Source organism: Marinobacter salsuginis, assembly GCF_009617755.1.
GTDB classification, from domain to species: Bacteria; Pseudomonadota; Gammaproteobacteria; order Pseudomonadales; family Oleiphilaceae; genus Marinobacter; species Marinobacter salsuginis.
The window spans coordinates 570,881-595,310 of sequence record NZ_BGZH01000001.1 but is presented as its reverse complement, the minus strand read 5'-3'; the positions used below and the strand labels follow the sequence as shown (position 1 = coordinate 595,310).

25 protein-coding genes are annotated in these 24,430 nt (G+C 58.5%); 22 read left to right on the top strand and 3 right to left on the bottom strand.

The window, feature by feature from the left end; translation table 11 throughout:
• Positions 1-83: 83 nt before the first annotated feature.
• From GJU83_RS02720 to flhB, 12 genes are all read left to right on the top strand, one after another.
• Complete coding sequence (locus GJU83_RS02720; protein WP_153633617.1) at positions 84-389, top strand: STAS domain-containing protein; 306 nt, start codon at positions 84-86, stop codon at positions 387-389.
• A gap of 24 nt (positions 390-413) precedes the next feature.
• On the top strand, positions 414-2,171 hold the full coding sequence (locus tag GJU83_RS02715) for a PP2C family protein-serine/threonine phosphatase (protein ID WP_153633616.1): 1,758 nt from the start codon (positions 414-416) through the stop codon (positions 2,169-2,171).
• Entirely contained in the window at positions 2,164-2,511 is a 348-nt protein-coding gene (locus GJU83_RS02710; protein ID WP_069183187.1) for an Hpt domain-containing protein, read from the top strand. The genes GJU83_RS02715 and GJU83_RS02710 overlap by 8 nt, the downstream gene beginning before the upstream one ends.
• A 154-nt stretch (positions 2,512-2,665) precedes the next feature.
• A complete protein-coding gene (locus GJU83_RS02705; RefSeq protein ID WP_153633615.1) occupies positions 2,666-3,853 on the top strand; it encodes a flagellar hook-length control protein FliK in 1,188 nt (395 codons plus the stop codon).
• Between the two features lie 163 nt (positions 3,854-4,016).
• Positions 4,017-4,526, top strand: coding sequence for a flagellar basal body-associated FliL family protein (locus tag GJU83_RS02700; RefSeq protein ID WP_153633614.1), 510 nt, complete (start codon positions 4,017-4,019; stop codon positions 4,524-4,526).
• 36 nt (positions 4,527-4,562) lie between these two features.
• Positions 4,563-5,561 carry a flagellar motor switch protein FliM gene (fliM, locus tag GJU83_RS02695; RefSeq protein ID WP_069183190.1) on the top strand — a complete coding sequence of 333 codons (999 nt, stop codon included), beginning with the start codon at positions 4,563-4,565 and terminating at the stop codon, positions 5,559-5,561.
• Positions 5,554-6,045: a flagellar motor switch protein FliN gene (gene fliN / locus GJU83_RS02690; RefSeq protein WP_153633613.1), complete on the top strand. Its 492-nt coding sequence runs from the start codon at positions 5,554-5,556 to the stop codon at positions 6,043-6,045. The genes fliM and fliN overlap by 8 nt, the downstream gene beginning before the upstream one ends.
• A gap of 1 nt (position 6,046) precedes the next feature.
• Entirely contained in the window at positions 6,047-6,496 is a 450-nt protein-coding gene (gene fliO / locus GJU83_RS02685) for a flagellar biosynthetic protein FliO (RefSeq protein ID WP_153633612.1), read from the top strand.
• 4 nt (positions 6,497-6,500) lie between these two features.
• A complete protein-coding gene (gene fliP, locus GJU83_RS02680) occupies positions 6,501-7,277 on the top strand; it encodes a flagellar type III secretion system pore protein FliP (RefSeq protein ID WP_136631518.1) in 777 nt (258 codons plus the stop codon).
• Between the two features lie 8 nt (positions 7,278-7,285).
• On the top strand, positions 7,286-7,555 hold the full coding sequence (fliQ, locus tag GJU83_RS02675; protein WP_008173075.1) for a flagellar biosynthesis protein FliQ: 270 nt from the start codon (positions 7,286-7,288) through the stop codon (positions 7,553-7,555).
• Positions 7,556-7,558: 3 nt separating this feature from the next.
• A complete protein-coding gene (gene fliR, locus GJU83_RS02670; RefSeq protein WP_153633611.1) occupies positions 7,559-8,344 on the top strand; it encodes a flagellar biosynthetic protein FliR in 786 nt (261 codons plus the stop codon).
• Between the two features lie 6 nt (positions 8,345-8,350).
• Positions 8,351-9,487 carry a flagellar biosynthesis protein FlhB gene (flhB, locus tag GJU83_RS02665; RefSeq protein WP_153633610.1) on the top strand — a complete coding sequence of 379 codons (1,137 nt, stop codon included), beginning with the start codon at positions 8,351-8,353 and terminating at the stop codon, positions 9,485-9,487.
• Between the two features lie 466 nt (positions 9,488-9,953).
• Here the strand turns inward: flhB and GJU83_RS02660 are convergent, their stop codons facing one another.
• From GJU83_RS02660 to upp, 3 genes are read right to left on the bottom strand one after another with little or no spacing between them, the layout of a single operon-like run.
• Positions 9,954-10,808: a class I SAM-dependent methyltransferase gene (locus tag GJU83_RS02660; RefSeq protein ID WP_153633609.1), complete on the bottom strand. Its 855-nt coding sequence runs from the start codon at positions 10,806-10,808 to the stop codon at positions 9,954-9,956.
• Positions 10,789-12,045: a uracil-xanthine permease family protein gene (locus GJU83_RS02655; protein ID WP_069183197.1), complete on the bottom strand. Its 1,257-nt coding sequence runs from the start codon at positions 12,043-12,045 to the stop codon at positions 10,789-10,791. The genes GJU83_RS02660 and GJU83_RS02655 overlap by 20 nt, the downstream gene beginning before the upstream one ends.
• Positions 12,046-12,047: 2 nt before the next feature.
• Positions 12,048-12,686 (bottom strand): uracil phosphoribosyltransferase, encoded by a 639-nt coding sequence (upp, locus tag GJU83_RS02650; protein ID WP_069183198.1) that lies wholly within the window; start codon positions 12,684-12,686, stop codon positions 12,048-12,050.
• A gap of 218 nt (positions 12,687-12,904) precedes the next feature.
• On the opposite strand from upp, the gene flhA reads away from it, so the two are divergent.
• From flhA to motD, 10 genes are all read left to right on the top strand, one after another.
• Positions 12,905-15,085, top strand: coding sequence for a flagellar biosynthesis protein FlhA (flhA, locus tag GJU83_RS02645; protein WP_153633608.1), 2,181 nt, complete (start codon positions 12,905-12,907; stop codon positions 15,083-15,085).
• Positions 15,086-15,145: 60 nt separating this feature from the next.
• Positions 15,146-16,456 carry a flagellar biosynthesis GTPase FlhF gene (gene flhF / locus GJU83_RS02640; RefSeq protein ID WP_136631997.1) on the top strand — a complete coding sequence of 437 codons (1,311 nt, stop codon included), beginning with the start codon at positions 15,146-15,148 and terminating at the stop codon, positions 16,454-16,456.
• Positions 16,457-16,523: 67 nt separating this feature from the next.
• Positions 16,524-17,336, top strand: coding sequence for a MinD/ParA family protein (locus GJU83_RS02635; protein WP_069183201.1), 813 nt, complete (start codon positions 16,524-16,526; stop codon positions 17,334-17,336).
• A gap of 31 nt (positions 17,337-17,367) precedes the next feature.
• Complete coding sequence (locus GJU83_RS02630; protein WP_153633607.1) at positions 17,368-18,111, top strand: RNA polymerase sigma factor FliA; 744 nt, start codon at positions 17,368-17,370, stop codon at positions 18,109-18,111.
• A 162-nt stretch (positions 18,112-18,273) separates the two neighbouring features.
• Positions 18,274-18,657 (top strand): chemotaxis response regulator CheY, encoded by a 384-nt coding sequence (cheY, locus tag GJU83_RS02625; protein ID WP_008173086.1) that lies wholly within the window; start codon positions 18,274-18,276, stop codon positions 18,655-18,657.
• A gap of 20 nt (positions 18,658-18,677) precedes the next feature.
• Positions 18,678-19,463 (top strand): protein phosphatase CheZ, encoded by a 786-nt coding sequence (locus GJU83_RS02620; protein ID WP_069183676.1) that lies wholly within the window; start codon positions 18,678-18,680, stop codon positions 19,461-19,463.
• Positions 19,464-19,479: 16 nt separating this feature from the next.
• Positions 19,480-21,612, top strand: a complete 2,133-nt coding sequence (locus tag GJU83_RS02615) for a chemotaxis protein CheA (RefSeq protein WP_153633606.1) — start codon at positions 19,480-19,482, stop codon at positions 21,610-21,612.
• A gap of 65 nt (positions 21,613-21,677) precedes the next feature.
• Positions 21,678-22,829 (top strand): protein-glutamate methylesterase/protein-glutamine glutaminase, encoded by a 1,152-nt coding sequence (locus GJU83_RS02610; RefSeq protein ID WP_153633605.1) that lies wholly within the window; start codon positions 21,678-21,680, stop codon positions 22,827-22,829.
• A complete protein-coding gene (locus GJU83_RS02605) occupies positions 22,829-23,569 on the top strand; it encodes a flagellar motor protein (protein WP_069183205.1) in 741 nt (246 codons plus the stop codon). The genes GJU83_RS02610 and GJU83_RS02605 overlap by 1 nt, the downstream gene beginning before the upstream one ends.
• Positions 23,570-23,587: 18 nt before the next feature.
• A complete protein-coding gene (motD, locus tag GJU83_RS02600) occupies positions 23,588-24,370 on the top strand; it encodes a flagellar motor protein MotD (protein ID WP_153633604.1) in 783 nt (260 codons plus the stop codon).
• The last annotated feature ends 60 nt before the right edge of the window (positions 24,371-24,430 follow it).

The following is a 24,430-nucleotide window of genomic DNA, read 5'->3' as shown; positions in this document are numbered from 1 at the left end:
TCCACTCAGCTATCCTTACCCGAGGAAGGACCGGTGAAAACCGCCGGTTAAACGCTGCTCTTGATATCTTGGGAGGTTGAGGAATGCCGATTCAGACCCGCCGTGATGATGACGGTCAGACCCTTGTTATCAGGATCAAGGGTCGGTTTGATTTCAGCACCCACCAGGCGTTCCGGGATGCCTATGAGCACGGTGACCCGACTGTCCGCAACTACATTGTGGACCTGTCGGACACCACCTATCTGGACAGCTCGGCCCTTGGTATGTTGTTGCTGCTCAGGGATTACGCCGGGGGCGACAGTGCCCGCATCGTCATTGAAAACTGTAATAACGATGTGCGGCGGATTCTCTCCATCTCCAATTTCGAGCAATTGTTCAACATCCGCTGATGCTCGCGGACTGCCGGAGTAGTCATGGATGATTCCGCTGCAGAACATAGCAGTCCTCTGAGAATACTCATCGCTGACGATTCGGACAGCGACCGCCTCATCCTGAAAACACTCCTGAAGCGCCTCGGGCACGAGGTTCTGGACGTCGCCAATGGGCTGGATGCCGTCTCGGTATTTCAGCGCGAGGCACCGGATCTGGTTCTGCTTGATGCCCTTATGCCGATCATGGATGGCATGGAAGCTGCCCGTCAGATCAAGGTTCTGGCTGGTGAGCGGCTGGTCCCCCTGATCTTTCTGACTTCCCTGTCTGAAGCGGGCGCCCTGGCCCGGTGCCTGGAGGCCGGTGGTGATGACTTTCTGGGCAAGCCCTACAACAGGATTATCATCGAAGCCAAGATCAAGGCGTTCAATCGAATGCGGCTGATGCACCAGACCCTGTCAGACCAGCGCGATCTGATCCGTGAGCGCAATCGCCAGCTCACGGAAGAACAGGAGATCGCCAAGCGGGTGTTCGATAATGTGGCCCATTCGGGTTGCCTCGACGCCGCCAGCATTCGCTATCACGCCTCCCCTCAGTCCATTTTCAACGGCGATGTGCTGTTTGCTTCGCCCCGGCCCGCGGGCGGAATGTTGATTTTTATGGGGGATTTCACCGGCCACGGTCTGCCGGCGGCGATTGGGGCCATGCCGGTTGCCGAGATCTTCTACGGCATGAGCAACAAGGGCTTTAATGGTGAGGACGTACTGCGCGAGATTAACCAGAAGCTCAAACGAATTCTGCCCACCGGGATGTTCTGTTGTGGCGCCATGATAGAGGCGGACTTCAAGCTTAATCAGATTCAGATCTGGAACGGTGGGCTTCCGGATGGCTGGCTGATCCGGCCCTCAGGCGAGCATCTGGCATTACCATCACGGCATTTGCCCCTCGGTATCCTGTCGCCGGATCAGTTCAATGCCGATTTCGAGAGGGTCGGAGCTGCACCGGGTGACCGGGTGTTGATGATGACCGACGGCTTTCTGGAGTCCGCCGACAGCGAGGGCAACGTTTTTGGCGAGCAGGGTGTGACTGGAACCCTTGATCAGTTGGAAGCGGATGACCACCCTTTTGACGCCATGATGGCCGCGGTTCACCGGTTTACCGGCAACTTTGAGGATGGCGACGACCTGACGCTGTGCTGTCTGGAAATGATGGACGAGGCAGGGCTGGCGCCGCTGCCAGATCGTGCCTCACCGTCTGCGCTTGCAGGGCCGGCGGAGTGGCGCTGCACCTATGAAATCCGGGAAAGGACCCTCGGAGAATTCAGCCCCTTGCCTTTGTTGCTTCATATCTGCATGGAAGTGCCGGGTCTTCGACGGAAAAGCGGCGAAATCTACACCTTGTTGGCGGAACTCTACAACAATGCACTGGAACACGGCGTTCTGGAGCTGCCCTCAGACTGGAAGCATTCGCCCGAGGGGTTTGGCCGTTACTATGCCGAGCGCAACCGGAGGTTGGCCAACGTAGAGGGTCACTACATCCGGTTTACGCTGCATCATTCCCTGAAACCGGATGGCGGCAGGCTTCGTGTTGTTTGCGAGGACAGTGGTCAGGGGTTCGATTTCCGGAATCATCCCAGTGTGGCTTCCGGTATCTCCCCGCCAAAAGGGGGGCGTTATGCAGGGCGGGGCCTGCTGCTGTTGAAACGCCTGGCTGAAACCATCAGGTTTCATGAACAGGGCAATCATGTTGAAATTGTTTATGATTGGCAGTTCGCCCGTACAGCGGAGGATCGAGATGACTGATAAACCACACCTGGACGAGGAGGCGCTGGCTGAACTTCGGGACGTCATGGAGGATGAATTCGAAGTCCTGATACAGACCTATCTGGCAGATTCCCGGGACAGAATCCGGGCGCTGCGGGAAGCGCTCGAGGCAGAGGATAGCGACGCCTTCGCGAAGACAGCCCACAGTTTCAAGGGCAGTTGCATCAATATCGGTGCACCCAGGCTTGGCGAAATTTGTCTCAAGGCCGAGATGGCTGGAAAAGAATCCAGGCTGGGCGATGCGCCGGATCTATTGAATGATATCGATCAGGAATTCGCGCAGGTGATTCATGGCCTTGATGGATTGATGGCCCGGTAATTTTCGTCAACAGGAGGTCTTCCCCCAGAAAGCGCCCATGTGCTCTGGCATCACAATTGCTAAGTCTTTCGCATAGAGTTGATTAACCGCCCAAACACCGGCGAAGTCCGGCAAGGTGAGGGCGACAATGCGATAAAAGCGGCAAGAGGTTGCCATGGCCCAGATGGTTCTCCCCCAAACTCCCTCGCCCGGGACTCAAAAGGATTCCGGCCCGTCGAAATCCGGAGCCAGCCGGGATCCGGCTGACAGAAAAAACGATTTTGAATCTGTCTCCCAGGCAGAGCAGAAGCGTTTGGACCGCCAGAGAGCGGATCGCAACGCCGATGCAAAGTCTGCTGATGAAACCCGGTCTGCCCGTGACGATGCGTCGGATACAAAACCCGATGCCAATGCCAGCGCAAAGTCTGGCGAGAAGCCTGATGCGGCCTCCGGTAGCGACTCCCGGGAATCCAGTGACGTGCCCGTTGCCAGCGATGAAGCCGGAGCAGGGCCCACCGCACTGCCACTGACCTTTGCCGAGTTACAGTCATTACTGGGGCCGCAGGCTGGCCGTTCCGGTGAGGCCGTCGTTTCGGTGAGCGGCGCTGGAACCGGCGCCAGTGTGTCAGCTGGCGGGACGGGGCAGGCAACTGCGGTTGCCGGCATGTTTAATGGCGTTCTCTCGTCCGTGTCCGGTCAGAAGGGGCAGACCTCGGCCGGTGCCGTCACTGGCGATGCCACATTGACAGATGTTATGAAAGCGTCGGTACTCACCGATTCAGGTCGGAATCCGGATTCGGGCTCGCTGATGGGGTCTGGCCGATTCCAGTCAGCCATGGATCTTGTCTCCCAGCAGGTGGCCAATAACGCGAATGGCGCCGCCAAGCTGGCAGGCGAGAATGCTGCGCCCCTGCGAGGTTATGCCACGTCGATCGACGTGCCGGTCGGCCACGCTGAATGGGGCGACAAACTGGTCGGCAAGCTCAGCTGGCTGACCGCCCGCAATATGTCGGTTGCTGAAATCCACCTGACTCCGCCGGACATGGGGCCCATGGAGGTCAAGGTTAGGGTGCAGAACGAGCAGGCGAACATTACTGTCCATTCTGCGAATCCGGTGGTCCGGGATCAGTTGGAACTTCACTCCCATCGGCTCCGGGACATGCTGGGTGAGCAGGGGTTGTCACTGGCAGGCTTTGATGTGTCTGACTCGCCCAGGCAGCAGACCGGCGAACAGGGAACCGGAGGCGGTGACGGCTCCGAGGCAGATTCGACGTCCCTCGTCGCTGGCGATCATGAAGATGACAATGCCAATACCGGTAGCCTTGATCTGAGCTGGAAAGGCGAAGTGGACATCTTCGCCTGACACTCCTGAAAATTCCCCCCAATCTCTTTTGCCCATCCTTCCCGGCAACGCTAAACTGCTGTTCTGAACGGGAAGGTTGGGTGTTCTGGCCCGTCCTTTGCATCTTATCCTGAAAAGTCACGGAAAACGCTCCGTCTGACGGATTTCTGGCAAATCGAAGACTATGGCTGAAAATAACGAATCTGAAGCGGCGCCCGCCAAGAAAGGAAAACTGAAGCTGATCATCATGCTGGTTGTGGTGGTCATTCTGGCGATTGTACTGTCCGTGGTGGGCACCCTCTGGTTTCTCGGTGATGGCTTGCCGGGTATGGGTGGCGACGACGGTGAGGCAGAAGAGGTTGCAGAGGAAACCTTCATTCCCAGTAGCTATCACCAGATCGACAAAGCCATCGTTACCACGGTTCAGGCGGAGGGTCGCCAGCGCTACGCCCAGGTTTATCTGGCGCTCGAGTCAACAGATCAGCAGGCGCTGGAAGCTGCCAAATTGCATATGCCCTTGATTCGAAGCCAGTTGGTCACGGTTCTTGGAAGCAGCGACTTCAATGAATTGCAGACGCCCGAGGGGCGGAGCGGCCTGGCCGACCGGATGCTGACTACGGTGAATCAGGTGCTGGAGCAGGAAGGCGAGCCCGCGATCAAACGGGTGTTATTCAGAAATTTCGTCGTGCAATAGCGCACGTGCCAAGGTACTTCAGGGGCAGGACTACGTATGCAGGACTTGTTGTCACAGGATGAAATCGATGCCCTCCTCCACGGGGTGGACGACGGTGACATAGACACCTATGAAGAGACTGACGATACCGGCATAAAGTCCTACGACCTTGCCAGTCAGGACCGCATTGTCCGGGGCCGGATGCCGACCCTGGAAATGATCAACGAGCGCTTTGCCCGCTACACCCGGATCAGCCTCTTCAACCTGATGCGACGTAACGCCGATGTCTCGACTGGCGGCGTTCAGATCATGAAGTTTGGCGAATACATCCACACCCTCTACGTGCCCACCAGTCTCAACCTGTGCAAGGTTCGCCCATTGCGCGGCACGTCGCTCTTCGTGCTGGATGCCAAACTGGTCTTCAAACTGGTGGACAACTTTTTCGGTGGGGAAGGGCGCCACGCCAAGATCGAGGGCCGCGAGTTCACCCCGACCGAGACCCGCATTGTCCAGATGGTTCTGGATCAGGTGTTTCATGACATGAAGGAAGCCTGGCATGCGGTCCTCAAGGTGGACTTCGAGTACCTTAGCTCCGAGGTCAACCCGGCCATGGCCAACATCGTCAGCCCCAGTGAGGTGGTCGTCGTCAGCACCTTCCATATTGAGCTCGACGGCGGCGGTGGTGAGCTGCACTTTGCCTTGCCCTATTCCATGATCGAGCCCATTCGTGACGTGCTGGATGCTGGTGTCCAGAGTGATATCGACGATGTGGATGAGCGCTGGGTGAATGCGCTTCAGGAAGATATCAAAGAGGTAAACGTTCCGATCAACACCACGGTCTGTCGCCGTCGGATCTCGTTGCGGGACATTGCCAAGATGAAAGCCGGCGACATCATCCCGGTTGAGATTCCCGAGCATTTGACGGTCACTGCCAACGGAATCCCGGTCTACAAGGCGACTCTGGGAACCCGTGACGGGAAACTGGCGCTTCGAATTCACGAACGGGCATCTGTGCCCAAGGTAAAGAAACAACTGAAGGTGGGACGCAATGGCTGACGACGACAAGAAAGACGAGCAGGAACTCAGCGAAGACGAAAAGCTGGCTGCCGAGTGGGAAGCCGCCATGGAAGAGTCCGGTGACGAAGGCGAACGTGAGGACGAGTGGGCCGCTGCCATGGCCGAGGCCGGCGAGACCGGTGGCAACGAAGACGACGTTCAGGCTGCCCCCATGGAAGAGTTTGATGCCGGAAGTGAGCCCGCCCAGGGTGGCGGCCCGGCTCCGGATATCGATGTTATCCTCGACATACCGGTCACTATCTCCATGGAAGTCGGCAACACCCAGATCCCGATTCGGAACCTGCTACAGCTGAACCAGGGATCGGTTATCGAGCTGGACCGGCTGGCGGGCGAGCCCCTGGATGTGCTGGTCAACGGTACGCTGATTGCCCATGGCGAGGTGGTCATGGTGAATGAAAAGTTCGGCATCCGTCTCACCGATGTGATCAGCCCGGGCGAACGCATCAAGCGGTTGCAGAAGTAACATGTGGGCCAGACTGACTGCGGCACTGGCGCTGCTGGTAATCCATCCGGTTGTTGCCCAGGAAACGGCAAAGACGGCCGCGCCCGACTCTCCGGTGCGAGCCCCGGATACGCTCGGTACCATCCTCAGCCTCGGGCTGGGTCTGGTGGCCGTGGTGGCAGTCATCTATGGCTGCGCCTGGATCATCCGGCGGATGAACGGCATGACCGGCATGAACAACAACGCCATCAAGGTGGTTTCGGTGATGGCTATAGGAGCCCGGGAGCGTATTGCCCTGATTGAAGTGGGCGGCCAGCAGATCCTGTTGGGCATTACGCCATCGGCGATCCGAACCCTCCATGTGTTTGATGAGCCGGTTGTCGAGGCCGGCAGCGCCGGTTCCAGCGATTTTGCCCGCCGCCTGCAGGGCATGATCGGCAAATCCTGGACCTCCCCGACAAGGAACGATTAGCCCCATGCTTGCCGCAACCATCAAGCGACTGCTGCCTTCCCTGATTTTATTGGCAGGCTTTTTCTGGGCACCTCTGGCGTTCGCCCAGGAACCCTCCGGCATCCCCGGTATACCGGCGTTTACCGTGACCCCGGGAGAAGGCGAGGGCGCGCAGGAATACTCGGTCACCCTTCAGATCCTGGCGCTGATGACCGCGCTGACCTTCCTGCCGGCCATGCTCATGATGATGACTTCGTTTACCCGAATCATCGTCGTGTTTGCCATCCTGCGCCAGGCCATCGGCCTGCAGTCCACGCCCTCGAACCAGATTCTCCTGGGCCTGGCCCTGTTCCTCAGCATCTTCATCATGAAACCGGTGCTGGAGGAGGCCAATCGGGTGGCATTGCAACCCTACATGCAGGAAGAAGTGACCTCCCTGGAGGCGGTCGAACTGGCCAGCCAGCCGTTCCGGAAATTCATGCTGGAGCAGACCCGGGAGAGTGACCTGGCCCTGTTCATGCGAATCTCGGACGTACAGTACGACACGCCCGAGGACGTGTCCTTCTGGATACTGATGCCGGCATTCGTGACCAGTGAGCTCAAGACCGCATTCCAGATCGGGTTTATCCTGTTCATTCCGTTCCTGATTATCGACATGGTGGTGGCCAGTGTTCTCATGGCCATGGGTATGATGATGCTGTCGCCGATCATCATCTCCCTGCCGTTCAAGATCATGCTGTTTGTGCTGGTGGACGGTTGGGCCCTGATCATGGGCACCCTGGCCGCCAGCTACGGAATATAGGAGGCGTCATGACTCCGGAAACCGTTATCGACATCCTGCGCGAAGCCCTCTGGATGATTGTTCTCCTTGCCTCGATAATCATCGGACCGGGTCTGGTGATTGGCCTTGTGGTCAGTACCTTTCAGGCGGCAACGCAGATCAACGAACAGACCCTGAGCTTCCTGCCCCGCCTGCTGGTTACGCTGATCGTTATCATCGTGTGGGGCCCCTGGATGCTGACGCAGCTGCTGGACCACGCCAACCGGCTGTTCGGTAACATTCCCTACCTGATCGGCTGACGGATGATACCGGCGGAAATCAGCGCGGACGTTATCGGCCAATGGGTCGGCCAGCACATCTGGCCATTGTTCCGCCTGGCCAGCTTCCTGATGGTGATCCCCATCTTCGGTACCCAGCTGGTACCCGCGCGGATCCGTCTGGGGCTGGCTCTGCTAATGACCATCCTGATTGCACCCATGATCCCGCCTGTACCTCAGGTGGAGGCCCTGAGCGCCGATGCGGTGGTGATCACCCTGCAGCAGATCCTCATTGGTGTCGGCATGGGCTTCGCACTCACGGCGCTCTGGCAACTCTTCGTCATCGCCGGCCAGATGATCGCCATGCAGATGGGCCTGGGCTTCGCTTCCATGGTAGATCCGGCCAACGGCGTTAACGTGCCCGTACTGTCCCAGATCTATACCATCACCATCACTCTGCTGTTCCTGGCCATGAACGGTCACCTGGTGGCCTTCGAAGTCTTCATAGAAAGCTTCCGGACCCTGCCCATCGGCATGGAGGGACTGGGCCAGACCGGCGTCTGGGAACTGGCCCATCGGATCAGCTGGATGTTCGCCTCCGCCATGCTCCTGGCGCTGCCGGCGGTTACCGCCGTTCTGATCGTCAACATCTCCTTCGGCGTCATGACCCGCGCTGCTCCCCAGATGAACATCTTTGCTCTCGGTTTTCCGATTGGCCTGATTTTTGGATTGTTTGCCATATGGGTGCTGCACGCCAATTTTCTGCCGCACTTTGATCAGTACACCCGGGAGACCTTTGAATTCATGCGGGGACTGCAAGGGCAGCCATAGAGACTCATGGCCGAAGAAGACGATAACAGTCAGGAAAAAACGGAAGAGGCCACCCCCCGAAGGCTCGAAAAGGCCAGGGAGGAGGGCCAGACTGCCCGTTCCAAAGAGCTGGCCACCATGGCGGTGCTTCTGGCTGGCGCGGGAGGCATGCTCGTGTTCGGCGCCAGCCTCGGAGCGTCGCTGGAAGCCATCATGCGCGACAGCTTCGTGATCGAACGGTCCGCCATCTTTGACATGCGGCACATGAGCGTCCAGCTCATCGAATCTTCCAAGGAAGCCGCCTGGGCCCTCTCGCCGATTCTGGTACTACTTCTTATTGCCGCCATCTTCGGCTCAATCGGAATTGGCGGTCTGCTGATCAGCGGCAAGGCCGTGGCCCCGAAACTCAATCGTATGGACCCCATCAAGGGCCTGGGGCGCATGTTCTCAATGCGCTCGCTGATCGAGCTGGTCAAGGCCATTGCAAAAGTCGGCCTTGTCATGGCTTTGGCCATCCTTATCCTGGACCTGCGCACCGAAGACCTGTTGTCCATCGCCGAGGAACCTGTGGTGCCGGCCATGGAACACGTACTCTGGACCATCGCCTGGAGCTTTTTCCTCCTCGCTTGCGCCACCATCATCATCGCGGCCATCGACGTACCCTTCCAGATCTACGATCACCAGAAAAAACTGCGCATGACCAAGCAGGAGGTGAAAGACGAATACAAGGACACCGAGGGTAAACCCGAGGTCAAAGGCAAGATCCGACAGCTCCAACGCGAAATGGCCCAGCGCCGGATGATGCAGGATGTGCCGACCGCAGACGTGGTAATCACCAACCCGACCCACTATGCCGTCGCGTTGAAGTACGATCAGAAGGAGATGGCTGCGCCGATTGTAGTGGCCAAGGGGGCCGATGAGGTGGCGTTCAAGATCATGGAAATTGCCCGCGAGAACAAAGTCGAGATTCTGAGAACACCGCCGCTGACCCGAGCGGTTTACCACAACACGGATATCGGCGAGGAAATTCCCGATGGCCTCTACATGGCGATCGCCCAGGTGCTCGCCTATGTGTTCCAGCTTCGCCAGTTCCGCAAGGGGCGTGGGCCTAAACCTGGTATGCCTGACTTCCCCATTCCCTCTGATTTGCGGCGCGACGTTTAGTTCTGAGTGGGGTTCCTGTAAGTAGCCTGCGGGTTTAGGAGTTAGCGCGGTTGTGGGTGGCCTTTTCAGGACACGCTACGAGCACATCCATGTGCGCTTGACTGTGGCCATCCATGGCCACAGACAGTCCTGAAAAGGCCACCCACAACCGCTTTTCAAACCCATCGATATCGCTGAAAAATACTAGTGCTGACCGTAGGTCGGATTAGGCGAAGCCGTAATCCGACAATCCCGTTGTGGTTTTAATAACATTTGTTGGATTTGGGCCTCGCCTAATCCAATCTACGCGGTTTTGGCGGATTCCCGTCAGGTTTGCGAGGTTTGTGGGTCTGCTTCCCAAAAATGTCTGTGGCCATGGATGGCCACAGCCAAGCGCACATGGATGTGCTCGTAGCGGTTTTTGGGAAGCAGACCCACAAACCTCTTACCCCGAAACAGCAGGCTAGGGCAGGACTCGAAGGCAAGGTCAGCAACCAGCCTCAATAACCCGAACCATCGGCTCACCGCGGCTTTCGGGAATCGGCAAGATTCCATACCAGGACCGCGGGTCATGCACGGTGGCAGAGGCGAACCCACAGGACAGGAAATGCTCCCTTGCCTGAGCGTCAGTCCGGAAGTGGAAGGATACCTCGCTGCGGGTGATGGCCCCGAGGACGCCTCCTAATGCTTTCAGGGTGGTGTTCAGTACAGGCTGGCTTGGCTGGTAGTAGCTTTCGGACAGGTAAACCGAACCCGGGCGCTTGCCCATGGCGGAGGAGAGTCTGCGCCAGAACACGGTGATGGTTTCCAGGGAAAAATAGCTGGTCAGGCCTTCGGTAACGATGATTACCGGCTCGTTGTTCTCGAATACCCGGTCGATTACTTTTTCCAGTTGGTACTCGCCGTGATCCGCGAGGATATCGATGGGCGTGACCTGGTGATGGTCGCCGAGGCGGCCAGTGGCCATCAGGCGGAGCGCCTTGCGGGCGGCCATGTCGGGCAGGTCGGCTTCGACCATATGGAGCAGGGGATGTTTCTGGCGTAACCGGATGCCCCGGGGAGACATGCCGCAGGCGATTTCCAGGACCTGAGTGATGCCCTTTTCTTTGATGGCCTGGTCGATCAGATGCTCGATGATCAGATGGCGTTGCAGGAGGAAGGTGCGGATGTTGCCACCGATGGCCGCCTTGCTGGCGGCCTCGAAGGGTGTCATCAGGCGGTATAGCCAGCGACCTTTTTCCGTGGCCAGAATGTCGTCGGAAAGCCCGTACCGGTGCCAGACGGCACCGGTGTAGAGGGCAGTGAAGCTGATGCCGGAGCTGTCAGTCGGCTTTCTGCTCATAGACGGCTTTGCCCCATGCCTCGCGGCTGCCGGGGAGGATCAGGTTCAGGATAATGGCGGCCACCGCGCACAGCGCGATGCCTTCCAGATGACCCAGCACCATCCCGCCGATACCGAATACCAGGGTGACCCCGACGATCACCAGATTGCGAGACTGTGACAGGTCCACCTGGTGACGGATCAGCGTGTTAAGGCCAACCACGGCAATGGAGCCGAACAGCAGGCACAGAATGCCGCCCATAACGGGGACCGGGATGGTCTGCAGTGCCGCGCCGAACTTGCCAACAAAGGCCAGAACGATGGCTACGCCGGCCGCCCACCACATGACTTTCGGGTTGAAGTTCTTGGTCAGCATGACCGCGCCGGTGACTTCAGAGTAGGTGGTGTTGGGTGGTCCACCGAGCATGGAAGCAGCACTGGTGGCCAGGCCGTCACCCAGGAGGGTGCGGTGGAGGCCCGGCTTTTCCAGATAGTTCTTGCGGGTCACGTTGCCGATGGCCAGCACGTCGCCAATGTGTTCGATGGCCGGGGCGATGGCTACCGGAATCATGAACAGCACGGCGCCCCAGCTGAACTCGGGCGCAACGAAGTTGGGAACGGCAAACCAGGCGGCTTCTTTGATGGGCGTGGTATCCACGATGCCTGCAAACGCGGAGAGGATGTAGCCGGTGATCACGCCAAACATGATGGGAATCAGGCGGAAGATGCCCTTGGCCCAGACCGACATGATGATGGTTACGGCCAGAGAGATCATCGCGATCCAGATGGCGGTGTCGTAGGGGATCAGCTGGTTGGCGCCGTCACCCGTACGGCCGGAGGCCATGTGAACTGCAACCGGTGCCAGGCCGAGACCGATGGTCATGATCACGGGGCCGATGACCACTGGCGGCAGCAGGCGGCGGACAAAGCCGGTGCCCCGCATCCGAACCAGGCCACTCAGGAAGATGTAGAGAATACCTGCGGCCATCAGGCCGCCCAGGGTTTCTTCCATGCCAAACCGGCCCTTGGAAGCGATTACGGGGGCAATAAAGGCGAAGGAGGACGCCAGGAAGATCGGGATCTGCCCGCCGGTCACCACGTGAAAGATCAGGGTGCCCAGGCCGGCGGTGAAGAGGGCCACGTTGGGATCCAGGCCGGTGATCAATGGCATCAGCACCAGGGCACCGAAGGCCACCAGCAGCATTTGTGAGCCGGCAATGGCCTGTTTCCAGACCGGGTCGTTGGTATGATCCTGCATGCTTAAACGTCCTTCTGCTTGGTGCCGAAGATCTTGTCGCCGGCATCGCCGAGACCCGGAAGGATATAACCTTTCTCGTTCAGGCGTTCATCAACGGAGGCTGTGTAGATCGACACGTCCGGATGGGCCTCGAGGACTTTCTTGACGCCCTCGGGCGCGGCTACCAGAACCAGGGCCCTGATCTCGGTGCTGCCGGCTTTCTTGAGCAGGTCGATGGTGGAAATCATGGAGCCGCCGGTAGCGAGCATGGGATCGACGATCATGGCCATTCGCTGATCCAGCTCACCCACCAGTTTTTCCAGGTAGGTGCTGGCCTCGAGTGTTTCCTCGTTGCGGATCTGGCCGACAACACTGACCCGGGCAACAGGAATGAGGCTCAGAACACCGTCGAGCATGCCAAGCCCGGCCCGGAGGATCGGAACGATGGTGACTTTCTTGCCGTGAATCTGTTCCACATTCACTGGGCCGGCCCAGCCTTCGATGGTTTTTTCCTGCAGGTTGAAGTCCTTGGTGGCCTCGTAGGTCAGAAGTGCACCAACTTCCTGTGCCAGCTCCCGGAAATTCTTGGTGCTGATATCCGCACGGCGCATGATGCCGAGCTTGTGGCGGATCAGAGGGTGTTTTACCTCGTGGATTGGCATGGGGTCACCTGTGTGTCTGGTTGGGGTTTTAGCGTCGCAATTAAATGGCGCAAGGATACCGCATCTGGCAAGGCGAGTCAGGCCGCAAATGGCCGGTTCGCGGAAATCCACTAAGGGCTGGTACGGATCTTGCGATAACTCTTCCAAACGACGCCGCCGCGTCAGATTTTCGACCTTTGAAACGCCTGCAGGCACGGCCAATCGGAGAAGTATCCGGCATGGACAGAGCTTTAGTCCTCAATAACGTCAAAACCCTGACGCGGGGAAATCTGGGCATTCCCATCATGCTGATGGGCTTGCTCGGTATGATGATTCTGCCCATGCCGGCGTTTTTGCTGGACGTGTTCTTCACGTTCAACATCACCCTGTCGATTGTCATTCTGCTGGTCTGTGTCTACGCCCTGCGGCCCATGGAGTTTGCCTCTTTCCCCACGGTACTGCTGGTGGCCACGCTGCTGCGTCTGGCCCTGAACGTGGCGTCTACCCGGATCGTTCTGTTGAACGGCCACGAGGGCGGCGACGCGGCCGGTAAGGTGATCGAGTCCTTCGGTGCGGTACTCATCGGAGGCAACTACGCCGTGGGTCTGGTGGTCTTCGCGATTCTTATGATCATCAACTTCCTGGTGGTCACAAAGGGCGCCGGCCGGGTCTCCGAAGTAAGTGCCCGTTTCACCCTGGATGCCATGCCCGGCAAACAGATGGCCATTGATGCGGATCTCAACGCCGGCCTGATCAATCAGGACGAAGCCAAGCATCGCCGGGCCGAGATTGCCCAGGAGGCGGATTTCTATGGTTCCATGGACGGTGCGTCCAAGTTCGTTAAAGGCGATGCCATTGCCGGCTTGCTCATTCTTGCCATTAACATCGTCGGCGGGATCGCCATCGGTATGCTCCAGCATGGCCTGGATTTCGGGCTGGCCATGGAGCGCTATGCGCTATTGACCATTGGTGACGGCCTGGTGGCACAGATTCCCTCGCTGCTGCTGTCCACGTCTGCGGCGATCATGGTAACGCGGGTCACTTCCAGCCAGGACATGGGCGGCCAGATCCTGCAGCAGATGTTCAGTGCGCCGAAGGCACTGTCCATTGCCGCTGGAATCCTGATTATCCTCGGCCTGATTCCCGGCATGCCTCACGTGGCCTTCCTGGGTCTGGGTGCGCTGGCTGGCGGCGCTGCCTGGTATATCTGGAAACACCAGAGGCAGACTGTCGAGGAGGAGGGCGCCTTCCCGGCCAGGGGCGCTGGCGGCGCGGCACCGCGACCGGCGGGTCGTGATCTGCCGCCGGGCGGAGACGCGGGTGGCGATCAGGGTCGTCAGCTGCCGGCACCCGGAGAGACCAAAGAGCTGGGCTGGGACGATGTGTCCACCGTCGATATCGTCGGTCTGGAAGTGGGGTACCGGCTGATTCCGCTGGTCGATAAATCCCAGGGCGGTCAGTTGCTCAGTCGCATCAAGGGCGTTCGCAAAAAACTGTCCCAGGATCTGGGTTTCCTGATGCCTTCGGTTCATATTCGCGACAATCTGGACCTGATGCCCAACGTCTATCGCATCACCCTGATGGGCGTAACCATCGCCGAGGCAGAGATTCACCCGGACCGGGAGCTGGCCATCGACCCCGGCCAGGTATTTGGAAAGGTCGAAGGGATTGAAGGAAAGGATCCGGCGTTCGGTCTGGATGCCTGCTGGATCGAGCCCGATAAGAAAGACCAGGCACAGACCCTTGGCTATACCGTAGTCGATGCCAGTACCGTGGTTGCCACCCATCTGAACCAGGTGTTGCAGAAACACGCCCACGAACTGCTGGGCCACGAAGAGGTCCAGAAGTGGCTGGATCAGCTTGAGAAGATTTCTCCGAAGCTGGCCGAAGAGCTGGTGCCCACCACCGTTTCCATCAGTCTGCTCCTGAAGGTCTTGCAGAACCTGCTGAAGGAGGAAGTGCCGATCCGGGATATGCGGTCCATTGCCGAGGCCATCGTGAATGTTCATCCGAAGAGTCAGGATCCCAAGCTGCTGACCACCGTAGCCCGGCAGTCCCTGCGCCGGATGATTGTCCAGAGCATCTGCGGCAACGAATCGGAGATACCGGTGATCACCCTGGATCCGGACTTGGAACAGTTATTGCTGAAGTCTGTTCAGCAGAGTCAACAATCCGGCGGTCAGGAAGACATTGGCCTGGTTCTGGAGCCGAATATGGTGGAGAAGCTCCAGCGATCGCTTCAGGAGAGCGTCCAGCGCCAGGAGATGCTTGGCAAACCGGCCATTCTGCTGGTGTCCGGGCCACTGCGGCCGGTCCTGGCGAAGTTTGCCAGCTATGGGGTAGAGCGACTGCACGTGCTCTCGTACCAGGAAATTCCGGATAACAAACAGATTACGATCGTGGCGTCCGTTGGCCAGTAACGGCGCGGATGACAGAGCGGACAGGGCCGGCACGGTGTTGCCGGTGGAGGAAGAGGCATCATGAAAGTAAAACGGTTTTTTGCTCAGACCATGGCAGAGGCGCTGAAACAGGTCAGTGAACAGATGGGGCCGGATGCCGTTATTCTTTCCAACCGTCGGGTCGACGGTGGTGTCGAAATCGTGACGGCGCTGGACTATGACGAAAACATGGCGCGCCAGCGCCTGGGCAACCAGGCCGAAGAAGCCACCAACGGATCCCGCCTGGCAGAAATGCAGGCTGACCAGCATCGTCGTCTCGAGGATGAATTGAGCCGATCCCGTGACCGCATCCGTGAAGTCAGGGAAAAGCGTGCCTCCCAGGGAGCCGGCTACTCAGGTCCGTCGTTTGCTGCTGTTCAGGAAACGGTCGGCGGCGATTTCGGTGATAGTGTGGCTGAGCCCCAGGCGCCGAAGGATGTCTATTCTGATGAACTCGCACAGATGCGTGCCGAGATCAGCTCCCTCAGGGATATGATGCAGGGTGGTCGCCCGCAGCCGGACTCTGTGGTTTCGACAAACACGGCTGTTCAGCAAAGGCTGGCCGAGCGCCTGCAGGAATTCGGCCTGGGCAGCGAGCTGGCAGGGTCAATTTCCCGTCGCCATAAGGCAGGGCGACTGGAAGATGGTTGGAAGCAGTCCCTGAAAATGCTGTGCACCGGCGTCCGGACCTCTCGCATGGAGTGGCTTGATGAGGGGGGCGCCTATGCGCTGGTGGGTCCTACCGGTTCCGGCAAGACCACCACGATTGGAAAGCTGGCGGCGCGGTATGTGCTCAAGCATGGCTCCGACTCCCTGGCTCTGGTCACCACCGATCGATACCGGGTGGCGGCGCACGAGCAGTTGTTCGTGTTCGGTCGTATCCTGAATGTGCCGGTTCGGGTGGTGGATGAGACTCACAGCCTGGACGATATTCTGGACGAGCTGTCAGACCGTCACCTGGTTCTGATTGATACTGCCGGGCTGACAAGTTCGGATAAAGGTTATCAGGAACAGCTGGCCGAACTGGCTCGCAGCCATCACAATGTCAAAACGCATCTGGTCGTCTCGGCAACCAGTCAGCCGCGCATCATGAAATCCGTCTGGCATTGCTATAAGATGGCAAATCTTGCGGGCTGTGTGATGACCAAGATCGATGAGGCCCTCACATTGGGTGAGTCCCTCGGTTTTGTCATGGAAACCGGTCTGCCGGTAGCCTACTACACAGACGGGCAGAAGATTCCTGAAGATCTGCACCACGCAGAAGCTGTTCCGCTGGTGCGGCTGGCCGTGGATCGGCTTAAAACACTCCAGCAACAGCAGGCGGTCGCAGAGGGCCTGAAAGAGCACGCCTGAGACCGGACAGATTGACAGCAGGCGTCGGAAACGCACCGGCGAAACGTGGCAAGAGACAAAAAACAGTATGAGCAGAGCACATCCGGTACAGGTGATTGCAGTTTCCGGCGGTAAAGGTGGAGTCGGCAAGAGTAACGTGTCGGTCAACCTCGGAATTGCCCTGGCGCAGAAAGGCCGGAGAGTGGTGCTGCTCGACGCCGATCTTGGGCTCGCCAACATCGACGTATTGCTGGGCATCACCGCCAACCGTAACCTTCAGGATGTTCTGGCAGGCGACTGTGACCTCAAGGACGTTCTGGTAAATGGTCCCGGCGGCATAAAGATCGTTCCTGCCTCCTCAGGTACCCAGCGGATGACCCAGCTCAGTCCCATGGAGCATGCCGGGCTCATTAATGCGTTCAGCGAGCTGGGGGATCAGATCGATGTACTGATCGTCGACACCGCCGCCGGTATCTCCGAATCGGTGGTCAGCTTTCTCAGGGCGTCCCAGGAATTACTGTTGGTGGTGTGTGACGAACCCACGTCCATCACCGATGCCTACGCCCTGATCAAGCTGATGAACCGGGATTATGGAACCAATCGTTTCCGCATTCTTGCCAACCAGGTGCGGAATGAGCAGGAAGGCCGGCATCTGTTCGAAAAACTGACTCGGGTCACCGAGCGCTTCCTCGATGTGGCACTACAATATGTCGGTATAGTCCCCTACGATGAGGCAGTGAAGAAAGCAGTCCAGAGACAGAGGGCAGTGCTGGATGCCTATCCCAGAGCGAAAGCCTCCCTGGCCATCAAGTCTCTGGCCGACAAGGTAGACAGCTGGCCGTTGCCGTCCTCACCCCGTGGACATCTGGAATTCTTTGTGGAGCGGCTCGTCGAAGTCTGAATCGGATCCAGTCAAACAAGAAACCGGATACATGACATTGGCGAAAAACCTCGGAATTTATAACCAGTCAGGTGCGCAGAAGGCATCTCAGCTTGTTGAGCAACACGCGCCGCTGGTCAAGAAAATCGCCCTCCATTTGATGGCCCGCCTGCCGGCTTCCGTTCAGCTTGAAGATCTTATGCAGGCCGGCATGATTGGCCTGCTTGAGGCTGCCCAGCGATACAGTTCCACCAAAGGAGCCACCTTCGAGACCTACGCCGGTATCCGGATTCGTGGGGCGATGGTCGATGAAATCCGCAAGGGCGACTGGGTTCCCCGCTCCGTGCATCGAAACGCCCGTCGCATTTCCCGGGCCATCAAGGCTGTGGAAGACCGGCTTGGCCGGGAAGCCCAGGATCAGGAAGTGGCCGAGGAGCTGGGTATGGAGCTGGCGGAGTATCATTCCTATCTTTCCGATTCCAACAGTGGCCGACTTTTTAGCCTCGATGAGCTCAATGAATCCGGAGAGCTGCCGATAGAACAGACAGAGACGCAGGATAACCCTCTGGAGGGGTTGTCCTCCGATGCCTTCCGGCGGAGCCTGGCTGAGGCCATTGAAGACCTGCCGGAGCGGGAAAAACTGGTTCTGAGCCTTTATTACCAGGAAGAGCTGAACCTCAAGGAAATAGGCGCCGTGCTGGGCGTCAGCGAGAGCAGGGTCAGCCAGATTCACAGCCAGGCTGCCTTGCGCCTTCGGGGGCGGTTGTCGGATTGGCGCCAGGAACCGGACAGCTGATTGCGTTCAGTCTGTGTCTGCGAAGGTGCAGTCTGTAGTTTTTGGTAACCGATGCTTTACAACGGAAGCAAAGGTCTGACAATAAGCGGTTTAAACAGCGGCCTGCTAGACTTTGAACGCGAAGGTCAAACGAATTCCGGGTGTTACTAACTGGAGGTCCCATTGGACAAAAACATGAAAATCCTCATTGTGGATGATTTCTCCACAATGCGACGGATCATCAAAAACCTGCTGCGTGATCTGGGCTTCACCAACACCGATGAAGCAGACGATGGCAACACAGCCTTGCCGATGCTGAAGAGCGGCAAATACGACTTTCTGGTCACCGACTGGAACATGCCGGGCATGTCCGGGTTCGATCTTCTGAAGGCTGTCCGGGCTGACGAGAATCTGAAAACCCTGCCGGTATTGATGGTAACGGCTGAGGCGAAGCGCGACCAGATTGTTGCCGCGGCTCAGGCGGGTGTGAACGGCTACGTTGTCAAACCGTTCACTGCCGCTGTGCTCAAGGAAAAGATTGAGAAAATCTTTGAAAGAATCCAGTAACCAGAGGTCGGATGGCTCTCATGAGCGATAGCAAAAAGAACCATCGGGGCCTTGAGCCGGAGGTGACCGAAAAGCTCCAGCGGCAGGCAGCAGAGCTGGCAGAGAGTGTTGATGCCGGTGATTATGCCAAAGCCATGACCCTGATCAATGAACTCAGCGAGGTCAGGGATCAAAGTCTGTACCGCGAGGTAGGGCGATTGACCCGGAGCCTGCACGAAGCCATCCGGAACTTCCAGATTGACCCCCGGAACGCGGAACAGCAAGAAGCGCTGTCGAAGATGACAGACGCCTCCGATCGCCTCGAATACGTTGTGCAGATGACCGGCGAAGCGGCCAACCGCACCATGGATCTGGTTGAGGAAACCATGCCGGTGGCCAACGCGTTTCGGGAAGAGGCGGCCTCCTTGCGGGACGAATGGCAACGTCTGCGTCGTCGGGAGATGCAGCCGGCGGAGTTCCGGGAACTGTACGGCCGGATTGATCGCTTTTTTGTCAGTACGGCCAGCGACGCTGACACCATGTACAACAATCTTTCGGAAATTCTGCTTGCTCAGGATTATCAGGATTTGACGGGCCAGGTTATCCAGAAGGTCACCGCCCTGGTAAAAGAGGTTGAGGAGCAGATGCTCAGCCTGGTGGTGATGGCCAGCCATGTGGATCAGCTCACCGGCACCGTGCACCAGATTGAAGAGAAGGAAGAATCTGCAGAGAAGGGCGTCGGGCCCCAGATCAAGGCCGATGAGCGTGAAGATGTAGTTTCGGGACAGGATGACGTTGACGACCTGTTGTCCAGTCTCGGTTTCTGAACAAAGAGGGTAACGCATGGCGTTTGATGCTGATGAAGAGATTTTGCAGGACTTCCTGGTAGAAGCCGGTGAAATTCTCGAAAAGCTGTCAGAGCAGTTGGTAGATCTTGAGCAACATCCTGACGACAGTGATCTGCTCAACGCCATTTTCCGTGGCTTTCACACCGTTAAAGGCGGCGCGGGCTTCCTTCAGCTTGAAGCGCTGGTAAATTGCTGCCACTCCGCCGAGAACGTTTTCGATACCCTGCGCAATCACAAGCGTAAGGTGGACTCCGAACTGATGGACGTGGTTCTGGAGGCCCTGGATAACGTTAATGCCATGTTTGAAGAGGTTCGCAATCACGAGGAACCAACACCGGCTCCGGACGAACTGATTGCCCGCCTCGATGCCCTGGCCCTGCCAGAAGGTGAGGGAGCGCCTGTCGCCGACCCTCAGCCAGAACACGAAGAGAGTGAACCGGCGGAGGATGGTGGCGACATCACCGACGACGAATTCGAACAGCTTCTGGATGCCTTGCAGGACGAAAAGAGCGAAGACCAGGCACCGGCTTCAGACTCCGGAGCGTCTTCCGGTGACTGGGAGGGTTCCGGCGACGACGAGATAACCGACGACGAGTTCGAGGCGCTGCTCGACCAGCTGCATGGAAAAGGGCAGTTTGCCGGCGCACCTGCGGGCGAGGACGATGCTGTCAGCAAAGAAGAAAAGCCGGCGGCAAAGGCAGAAGGCGGTGGCAGCGACGATCTGATCACCGACGACGAATTCGAAAAATTGTTGGACGATCTGCACGGCAAGGGCGGAAGCCCGACAGCCGGGGGAGAGTCCTCCGGTCCGAAGGAGCCTTCAGCAGCGAAAGAGCCGCCAGCGCCGAAAGAGCCCTCAGCGCCGAAAGAGCCAGCCAAGCCAAAAGCAGAGGCACCGAAGCCCGGGAAGCCGGAGACCAAAGGCGCTGCCACCCCTGCGATGCCCGCCCGCGAACACGCGCCCGCGGCTGAAACAACGGTGCGTGTTGACACCAAGCGTCTCGACGACATCATGAACATGGTGGGTGAACTGGTGCTGGTGCGTAACCGCTTGCAGCGTCTGGGCGCGGAAAGCGAAGACGAACACATGCACAAAGCCGTGTCCAACCTGGATGTGGTCACCACCGACCTCCAGTCTGCCGTCATGCAGACCCGTATGCAGCCGATCAAGAAGGTGTTCGGCCGGTTCCCCCGGGTTGTGCGTGACCTGGCCCGGAACCTCAAGAAAGAGGTCAACCTGGTGATGCACGGTGAAGACACCGACCTGGACAAGAATCTGGTCGAAGCGCTGTCTGATCCGCTGGTTCACCTGGTTCGAAACTCGGTCGATCACGGGATCGAAGCCCCGGAAGTGCGCGAGAAAGCAGGTAAGCCTCGCCAGGGTACGGTAACCCTGTCTGCCGAACAGGAGGGGGATCATATCCTGCTGTTCATCGAGGATGATGGCGCCGGTATGGATCCGGAAGTGCTCCGTCGCAAGGCCGTTGAGAAGGGGATTTACGATCAGGATGCCGCGGATCGCCTGACCGATTCCGAGTGCTTTAACCTGATTTTCGCTGCCGGTTTTTCCACGAAGGAGCAGATCTCGGACGTCTCCGGTCGTGGCGTCGGCATGGATGTGGTCAAAACCAAGATAGGGCAACTCAATGGCCAGTTGAGCATTGAATCGCAACTGGGGAAGGGTTCCCGGATTGTTATCAAGGTTCCTTTGACCCTGGCCATCATGCCCACACTGATGATCATGTTGGGTGATCAGTCGTTCGCGCTGCCGCTGGTGAATGTGGTCGAGATTTTCCACCTGGACCTGACCAAGACCAATATCGTCGACGGACGAGAGTGTATTGTGGTCCGGGAAAAGGTGTTCCCGCTGTTTCACATCAAACGATGGCTGGTGCGTGATGGTACTTCCCAGGAAGTGCCGGAAAACGCCCATGTGGTCATCGTGGCCATGGGGACCAAACAGGTCGGTTTTGTGGTCGACCAGTTGGTGGGGCAGGAAGAGGTGGTGATCAAGCCCCTCGGTCGAGCCCTCCAGGGTACGCCGGGAATGGCCGGCGCCACCATTACCGGCGACGGCCGGATCGCGCTGATCATTGATGTGCCAAGCCTGTTGCAACACTACGGCTAAGCCGGGCTTTCAGGTGACTGCGGCCATAGAAGGCCGAAGAACGATGGATTGGGTAGGAGAAGTGGATGACAGTTTCTGTCCTGGTCGTTGACGATTCAGGGTTTTTTCGCAAACGGCTGACGGAAATCCTGACCAGCTCCGGCCAGATCAAGGTGGTTGGGGCTGCAACCAACGGCCGGGAAGGCGTGGAGCTGGCTGAAAAGCTTCGTCCCGATGTGATCACCATGGATTATGAAATGCCGGTGATGGATGGCATCTCCGCCGTGCGCGAAATCATGCGCAAACATCCCATACCGGTACTCATGTTTTCTTCTCTCACCTACGAGGGCGCCCGGGTCACACTCGATGCCCTCGAGGCGGGTGCCGTTGATTTCCTGCCCAAGAACTTTGAAGAAATTGCCCGTGACAACAGCCAGCTCCAGAAAATCCTGATTGAGCGGATTCTGGACGTGGCCCGCAGCCGCCCGGGCAACCGCCCTGCAGCGCCGGCCCGCCCCGAACTGTCGGCGCCCACGTCCCGCGCTCCCGCCACGCCGGCCCGTCCTCGTGCGGAAGTCACGCCGCGCCAGCGGCCAGGCGCCCACAGCCCTCCGGCTGCGACTGAACCCGAGGCGCCGAGGCGTCCTACCCGCCGAGGCCCGGCAAAGCATTACGCTGTGGTTGGCATCGGAACCTCCACCGGTGGACCTGTTGCCCTGCAACGGGTACTGACGGCGTTGCCCGCAACCTTTCCGGCTCCCATCGTGTTGGTACAGCACATGCCTGCCAGCTTCACGCCGGCTTTCGCTGAACGCCTGAACAAGCTCTGTCGGATTGAAGTCCGGCAGGCCGCGGATGGCGATGTGTTGCGGCCGGGACTTGCTCTTCTGGCACCCGGTGGCAAGCAGATGATGGTTGAGAACCGGGGTGGGCAGGCCAGGATCCGCATCCTGCCCGGCGACGAGCGGCTCAACTACAAGCCCTGTGTCGACGTAACCTTCGGTTCCCTGGCCCGGAGTTTCCCGGGCAAGACGCTCGGCGTCATTCTCACCGGCATGGGCTCGGACGGCAAGGAAGGGTGCCGGATGATGAAGCAGAGCGGGTCGGACATCTGGTCCCAGGATGAAAAGTCATCGGTTATCTATGGCATGCCCATGGCCGTTGCCAAGGCAGGACTGACCGACGACGTGCTGTCCCTGGACGAAATCGGTCCGCGTCTGGTCGAAGGTGTCTGCTGATGGATATCCTGAGTTTGCTGGGGGTCATACTGGCCTTTGCCGCGATACTTGGCGGCAATCTGCTTGAAGGCGGTGCAGTAAGCTCCCTGTTTAATGGGCCGGCCGCCATCATCGTCATTGGGGGTACCCTGGCGGCCACTATCCTCCAGACCTCCTGGCCCATGCTGAAACGGGCCTTTGTACAGGTGCGCTGGGTGTTCGTCCCGCCGTTTATCAATCTCGAAGATGGCATTGGCAAGGTCATCGACTGGAGTGTCAAAGCGCGAAAGCAGGGATTGCTGGGTCTTGAAGGTCTCGCTGAACGGGAACCTGAACCTTTCGCCCGCAAGGGTTTGCAACTGCTGGTGGACGGAGCGGAAACGGAAACCATCAGGGGCATCATGGAGGTGGATCTCGAGTCCCGGGAGCAGCGTGATCTGGAATCCGCCAAAGTGTTCGAGGCCATGGGCGGTTACTCGCCGACCATCGGTATCATCGGCGCGGTGATGGGGCTGATCCAGGTAATGACCAACCTCGAGGATCCACAGTCTCTGGGCAGCGGGATCGCGACCGCCTTTGTCGCCACTATTTACGGTGTGGCCCTGGCCAACCTGCTGTTTTTTCCAGTTGCCAACAAGATGCGTGGCATCGTGCGGGAACGGACCCGATATGAGGACATGATGATCGACGGTCTCATTGCCATCGCCGAAGGCGAAAACCCGAAATCCATCGAATTGCGGCTGCGGGGCTTCCTGCAGTAAGCATGCGCAGGCCAACTTATGCGGCGCCGTAGGCAACCCCAGGATGATCTGCACAACAAGGAGCGGTGGCTGATTTCCTATGCGGATTTCATCACGCTGCTGTTTGCATTTTTCGTGGTGATGTACTCGGTATCATCTGTTAACGAAGGCAAGTACAAAGTCCTGTCGGAAACCCTGACGGGTGTGTTTAACGCGCCCCAGAGGTCCTTTCAGCCCATAGAGATTGGCGATCAGCCCCAACGATCATTGAACGCCCCTGCGGAAAACGTCATTCCGCCAGCAGTGACCGAAGCCCCCCGTAATCCGGAAATGGACGCCCAGGCCCGAACGGAAGCGCTGCGGGCCATGGCCGACCAGCTGTCCATGGAATTCGATGAACTGATCAACCAGGGGGTCGTGTCACTCGAGACCAGTGACGAGTGGCTGGAGTTGAATCTTCCCAACAGTTTGTTGTTTGGCAGCGGTGACGCCGAGCCCCATTACGACGCGTTCGATGTTGTCGAGAAGATTGCCTCTGTCCTGAATAACCGGGACAACGCGGTTAAAGTGGAAGGCTTCACTGATAACCAGCCGATCAGTACCTCCCGCTATCCCTCCAACTGGGAATTGTCTGCCGCCCGGGCGGCCTCGATGGTACGGATGTTGGTGATGGAGGGCATCGAGCCGGAGCGTCTGGCGGCTGTGGGCTATGGCCAGTATCAGCCGGTTGCCCGGAATGACACGGAAGAGGGACGGCGCAGAAATCGGCGGGTGGTATTGCTGATTTCCCGTGACGCCAGTATCCGCGGCGCTATGCGCTGAACGGCATCGTCGGCAGATGCGTATAGAGCCATTGGCACGGTTCCTGTATTAATCCCCGTT

Excerpts from the sequence above, each read along its gene's own strand:
- GJU83_RS02720 (WP_153633617.1), top strand. The coding sequence starts at position 84 with ATGCCGATTCAGACCCGCCGTGATGATGACGGTCAGACCCTTGTTATC.
- GJU83_RS02715 (WP_153633616.1), top strand. The coding sequence starts at position 414 with ATGGATGATTCCGCTGCAGAACATAGCAGTCCTCTGAGAATACTCATC.
- GJU83_RS02710 (WP_069183187.1), top strand. The coding sequence starts at position 2,164 with ATGACTGATAAACCACACCTGGACGAGGAGGCGCTGGCTGAACTTCGG.
- GJU83_RS02705 (WP_153633615.1), top strand. The coding sequence starts at position 2,666 with ATGGCCCAGATGGTTCTCCCCCAAACTCCCTCGCCCGGGACTCAAAAG.
- GJU83_RS02700 (WP_153633614.1), top strand. The coding sequence starts at position 4,017 with ATGGCTGAAAATAACGAATCTGAAGCGGCGCCCGCCAAGAAAGGAAAA.
- fliM (WP_069183190.1), top strand. The coding sequence starts at position 4,563 with ATGCAGGACTTGTTGTCACAGGATGAAATCGATGCCCTCCTCCACGGG.
- fliN (WP_153633613.1), top strand. The coding sequence starts at position 5,554 with ATGGCTGACGACGACAAGAAAGACGAGCAGGAACTCAGCGAAGACGAA.
- fliO (WP_153633612.1), top strand. The coding sequence starts at position 6,047 with ATGTGGGCCAGACTGACTGCGGCACTGGCGCTGCTGGTAATCCATCCG.
- fliP (WP_136631518.1), top strand. The coding sequence starts at position 6,501 with ATGCTTGCCGCAACCATCAAGCGACTGCTGCCTTCCCTGATTTTATTG.
- fliQ (WP_008173075.1), top strand. The coding sequence starts at position 7,286 with ATGACTCCGGAAACCGTTATCGACATCCTGCGCGAAGCCCTCTGGATG.
- fliR (WP_153633611.1), top strand. The coding sequence starts at position 7,559 with ATGATACCGGCGGAAATCAGCGCGGACGTTATCGGCCAATGGGTCGGC.
- flhB (WP_153633610.1), top strand. The coding sequence starts at position 8,351 with ATGGCCGAAGAAGACGATAACAGTCAGGAAAAAACGGAAGAGGCCACC.
- GJU83_RS02660 (WP_153633609.1), bottom strand. The coding sequence starts at position 10,808 with ATGAGCAGAAAGCCGACTGACAGCTCCGGCATCAGCTTCACTGCCCTC.
- GJU83_RS02655 (WP_069183197.1), bottom strand. The coding sequence starts at position 12,045 with ATGCAGGATCATACCAACGACCCGGTCTGGAAACAGGCCATTGCCGGC.
- upp (WP_069183198.1), bottom strand. The coding sequence starts at position 12,686 with ATGCCAATCCACGAGGTAAAACACCCTCTGATCCGCCACAAGCTCGGC.
- flhA (WP_153633608.1), top strand. The coding sequence starts at position 12,905 with ATGGACAGAGCTTTAGTCCTCAATAACGTCAAAACCCTGACGCGGGGA.
- flhF (WP_136631997.1), top strand. The coding sequence starts at position 15,146 with ATGAAAGTAAAACGGTTTTTTGCTCAGACCATGGCAGAGGCGCTGAAA.
- GJU83_RS02635 (WP_069183201.1), top strand. The coding sequence starts at position 16,524 with ATGAGCAGAGCACATCCGGTACAGGTGATTGCAGTTTCCGGCGGTAAA.
- GJU83_RS02630 (WP_153633607.1), top strand. The coding sequence starts at position 17,368 with ATGACATTGGCGAAAAACCTCGGAATTTATAACCAGTCAGGTGCGCAG.
- GJU83_RS02620 (WP_069183676.1), top strand. The coding sequence starts at position 18,678 with ATGAGCGATAGCAAAAAGAACCATCGGGGCCTTGAGCCGGAGGTGACC.
- GJU83_RS02615 (WP_153633606.1), top strand. The coding sequence starts at position 19,480 with ATGGCGTTTGATGCTGATGAAGAGATTTTGCAGGACTTCCTGGTAGAA.
- GJU83_RS02610 (WP_153633605.1), top strand. The coding sequence starts at position 21,678 with ATGACAGTTTCTGTCCTGGTCGTTGACGATTCAGGGTTTTTTCGCAAA.
- GJU83_RS02605 (WP_069183205.1), top strand. The coding sequence starts at position 22,829 with ATGGATATCCTGAGTTTGCTGGGGGTCATACTGGCCTTTGCCGCGATA.
- motD (WP_153633604.1), top strand. The coding sequence starts at position 23,588 with ATGCGGCGCCGTAGGCAACCCCAGGATGATCTGCACAACAAGGAGCGG.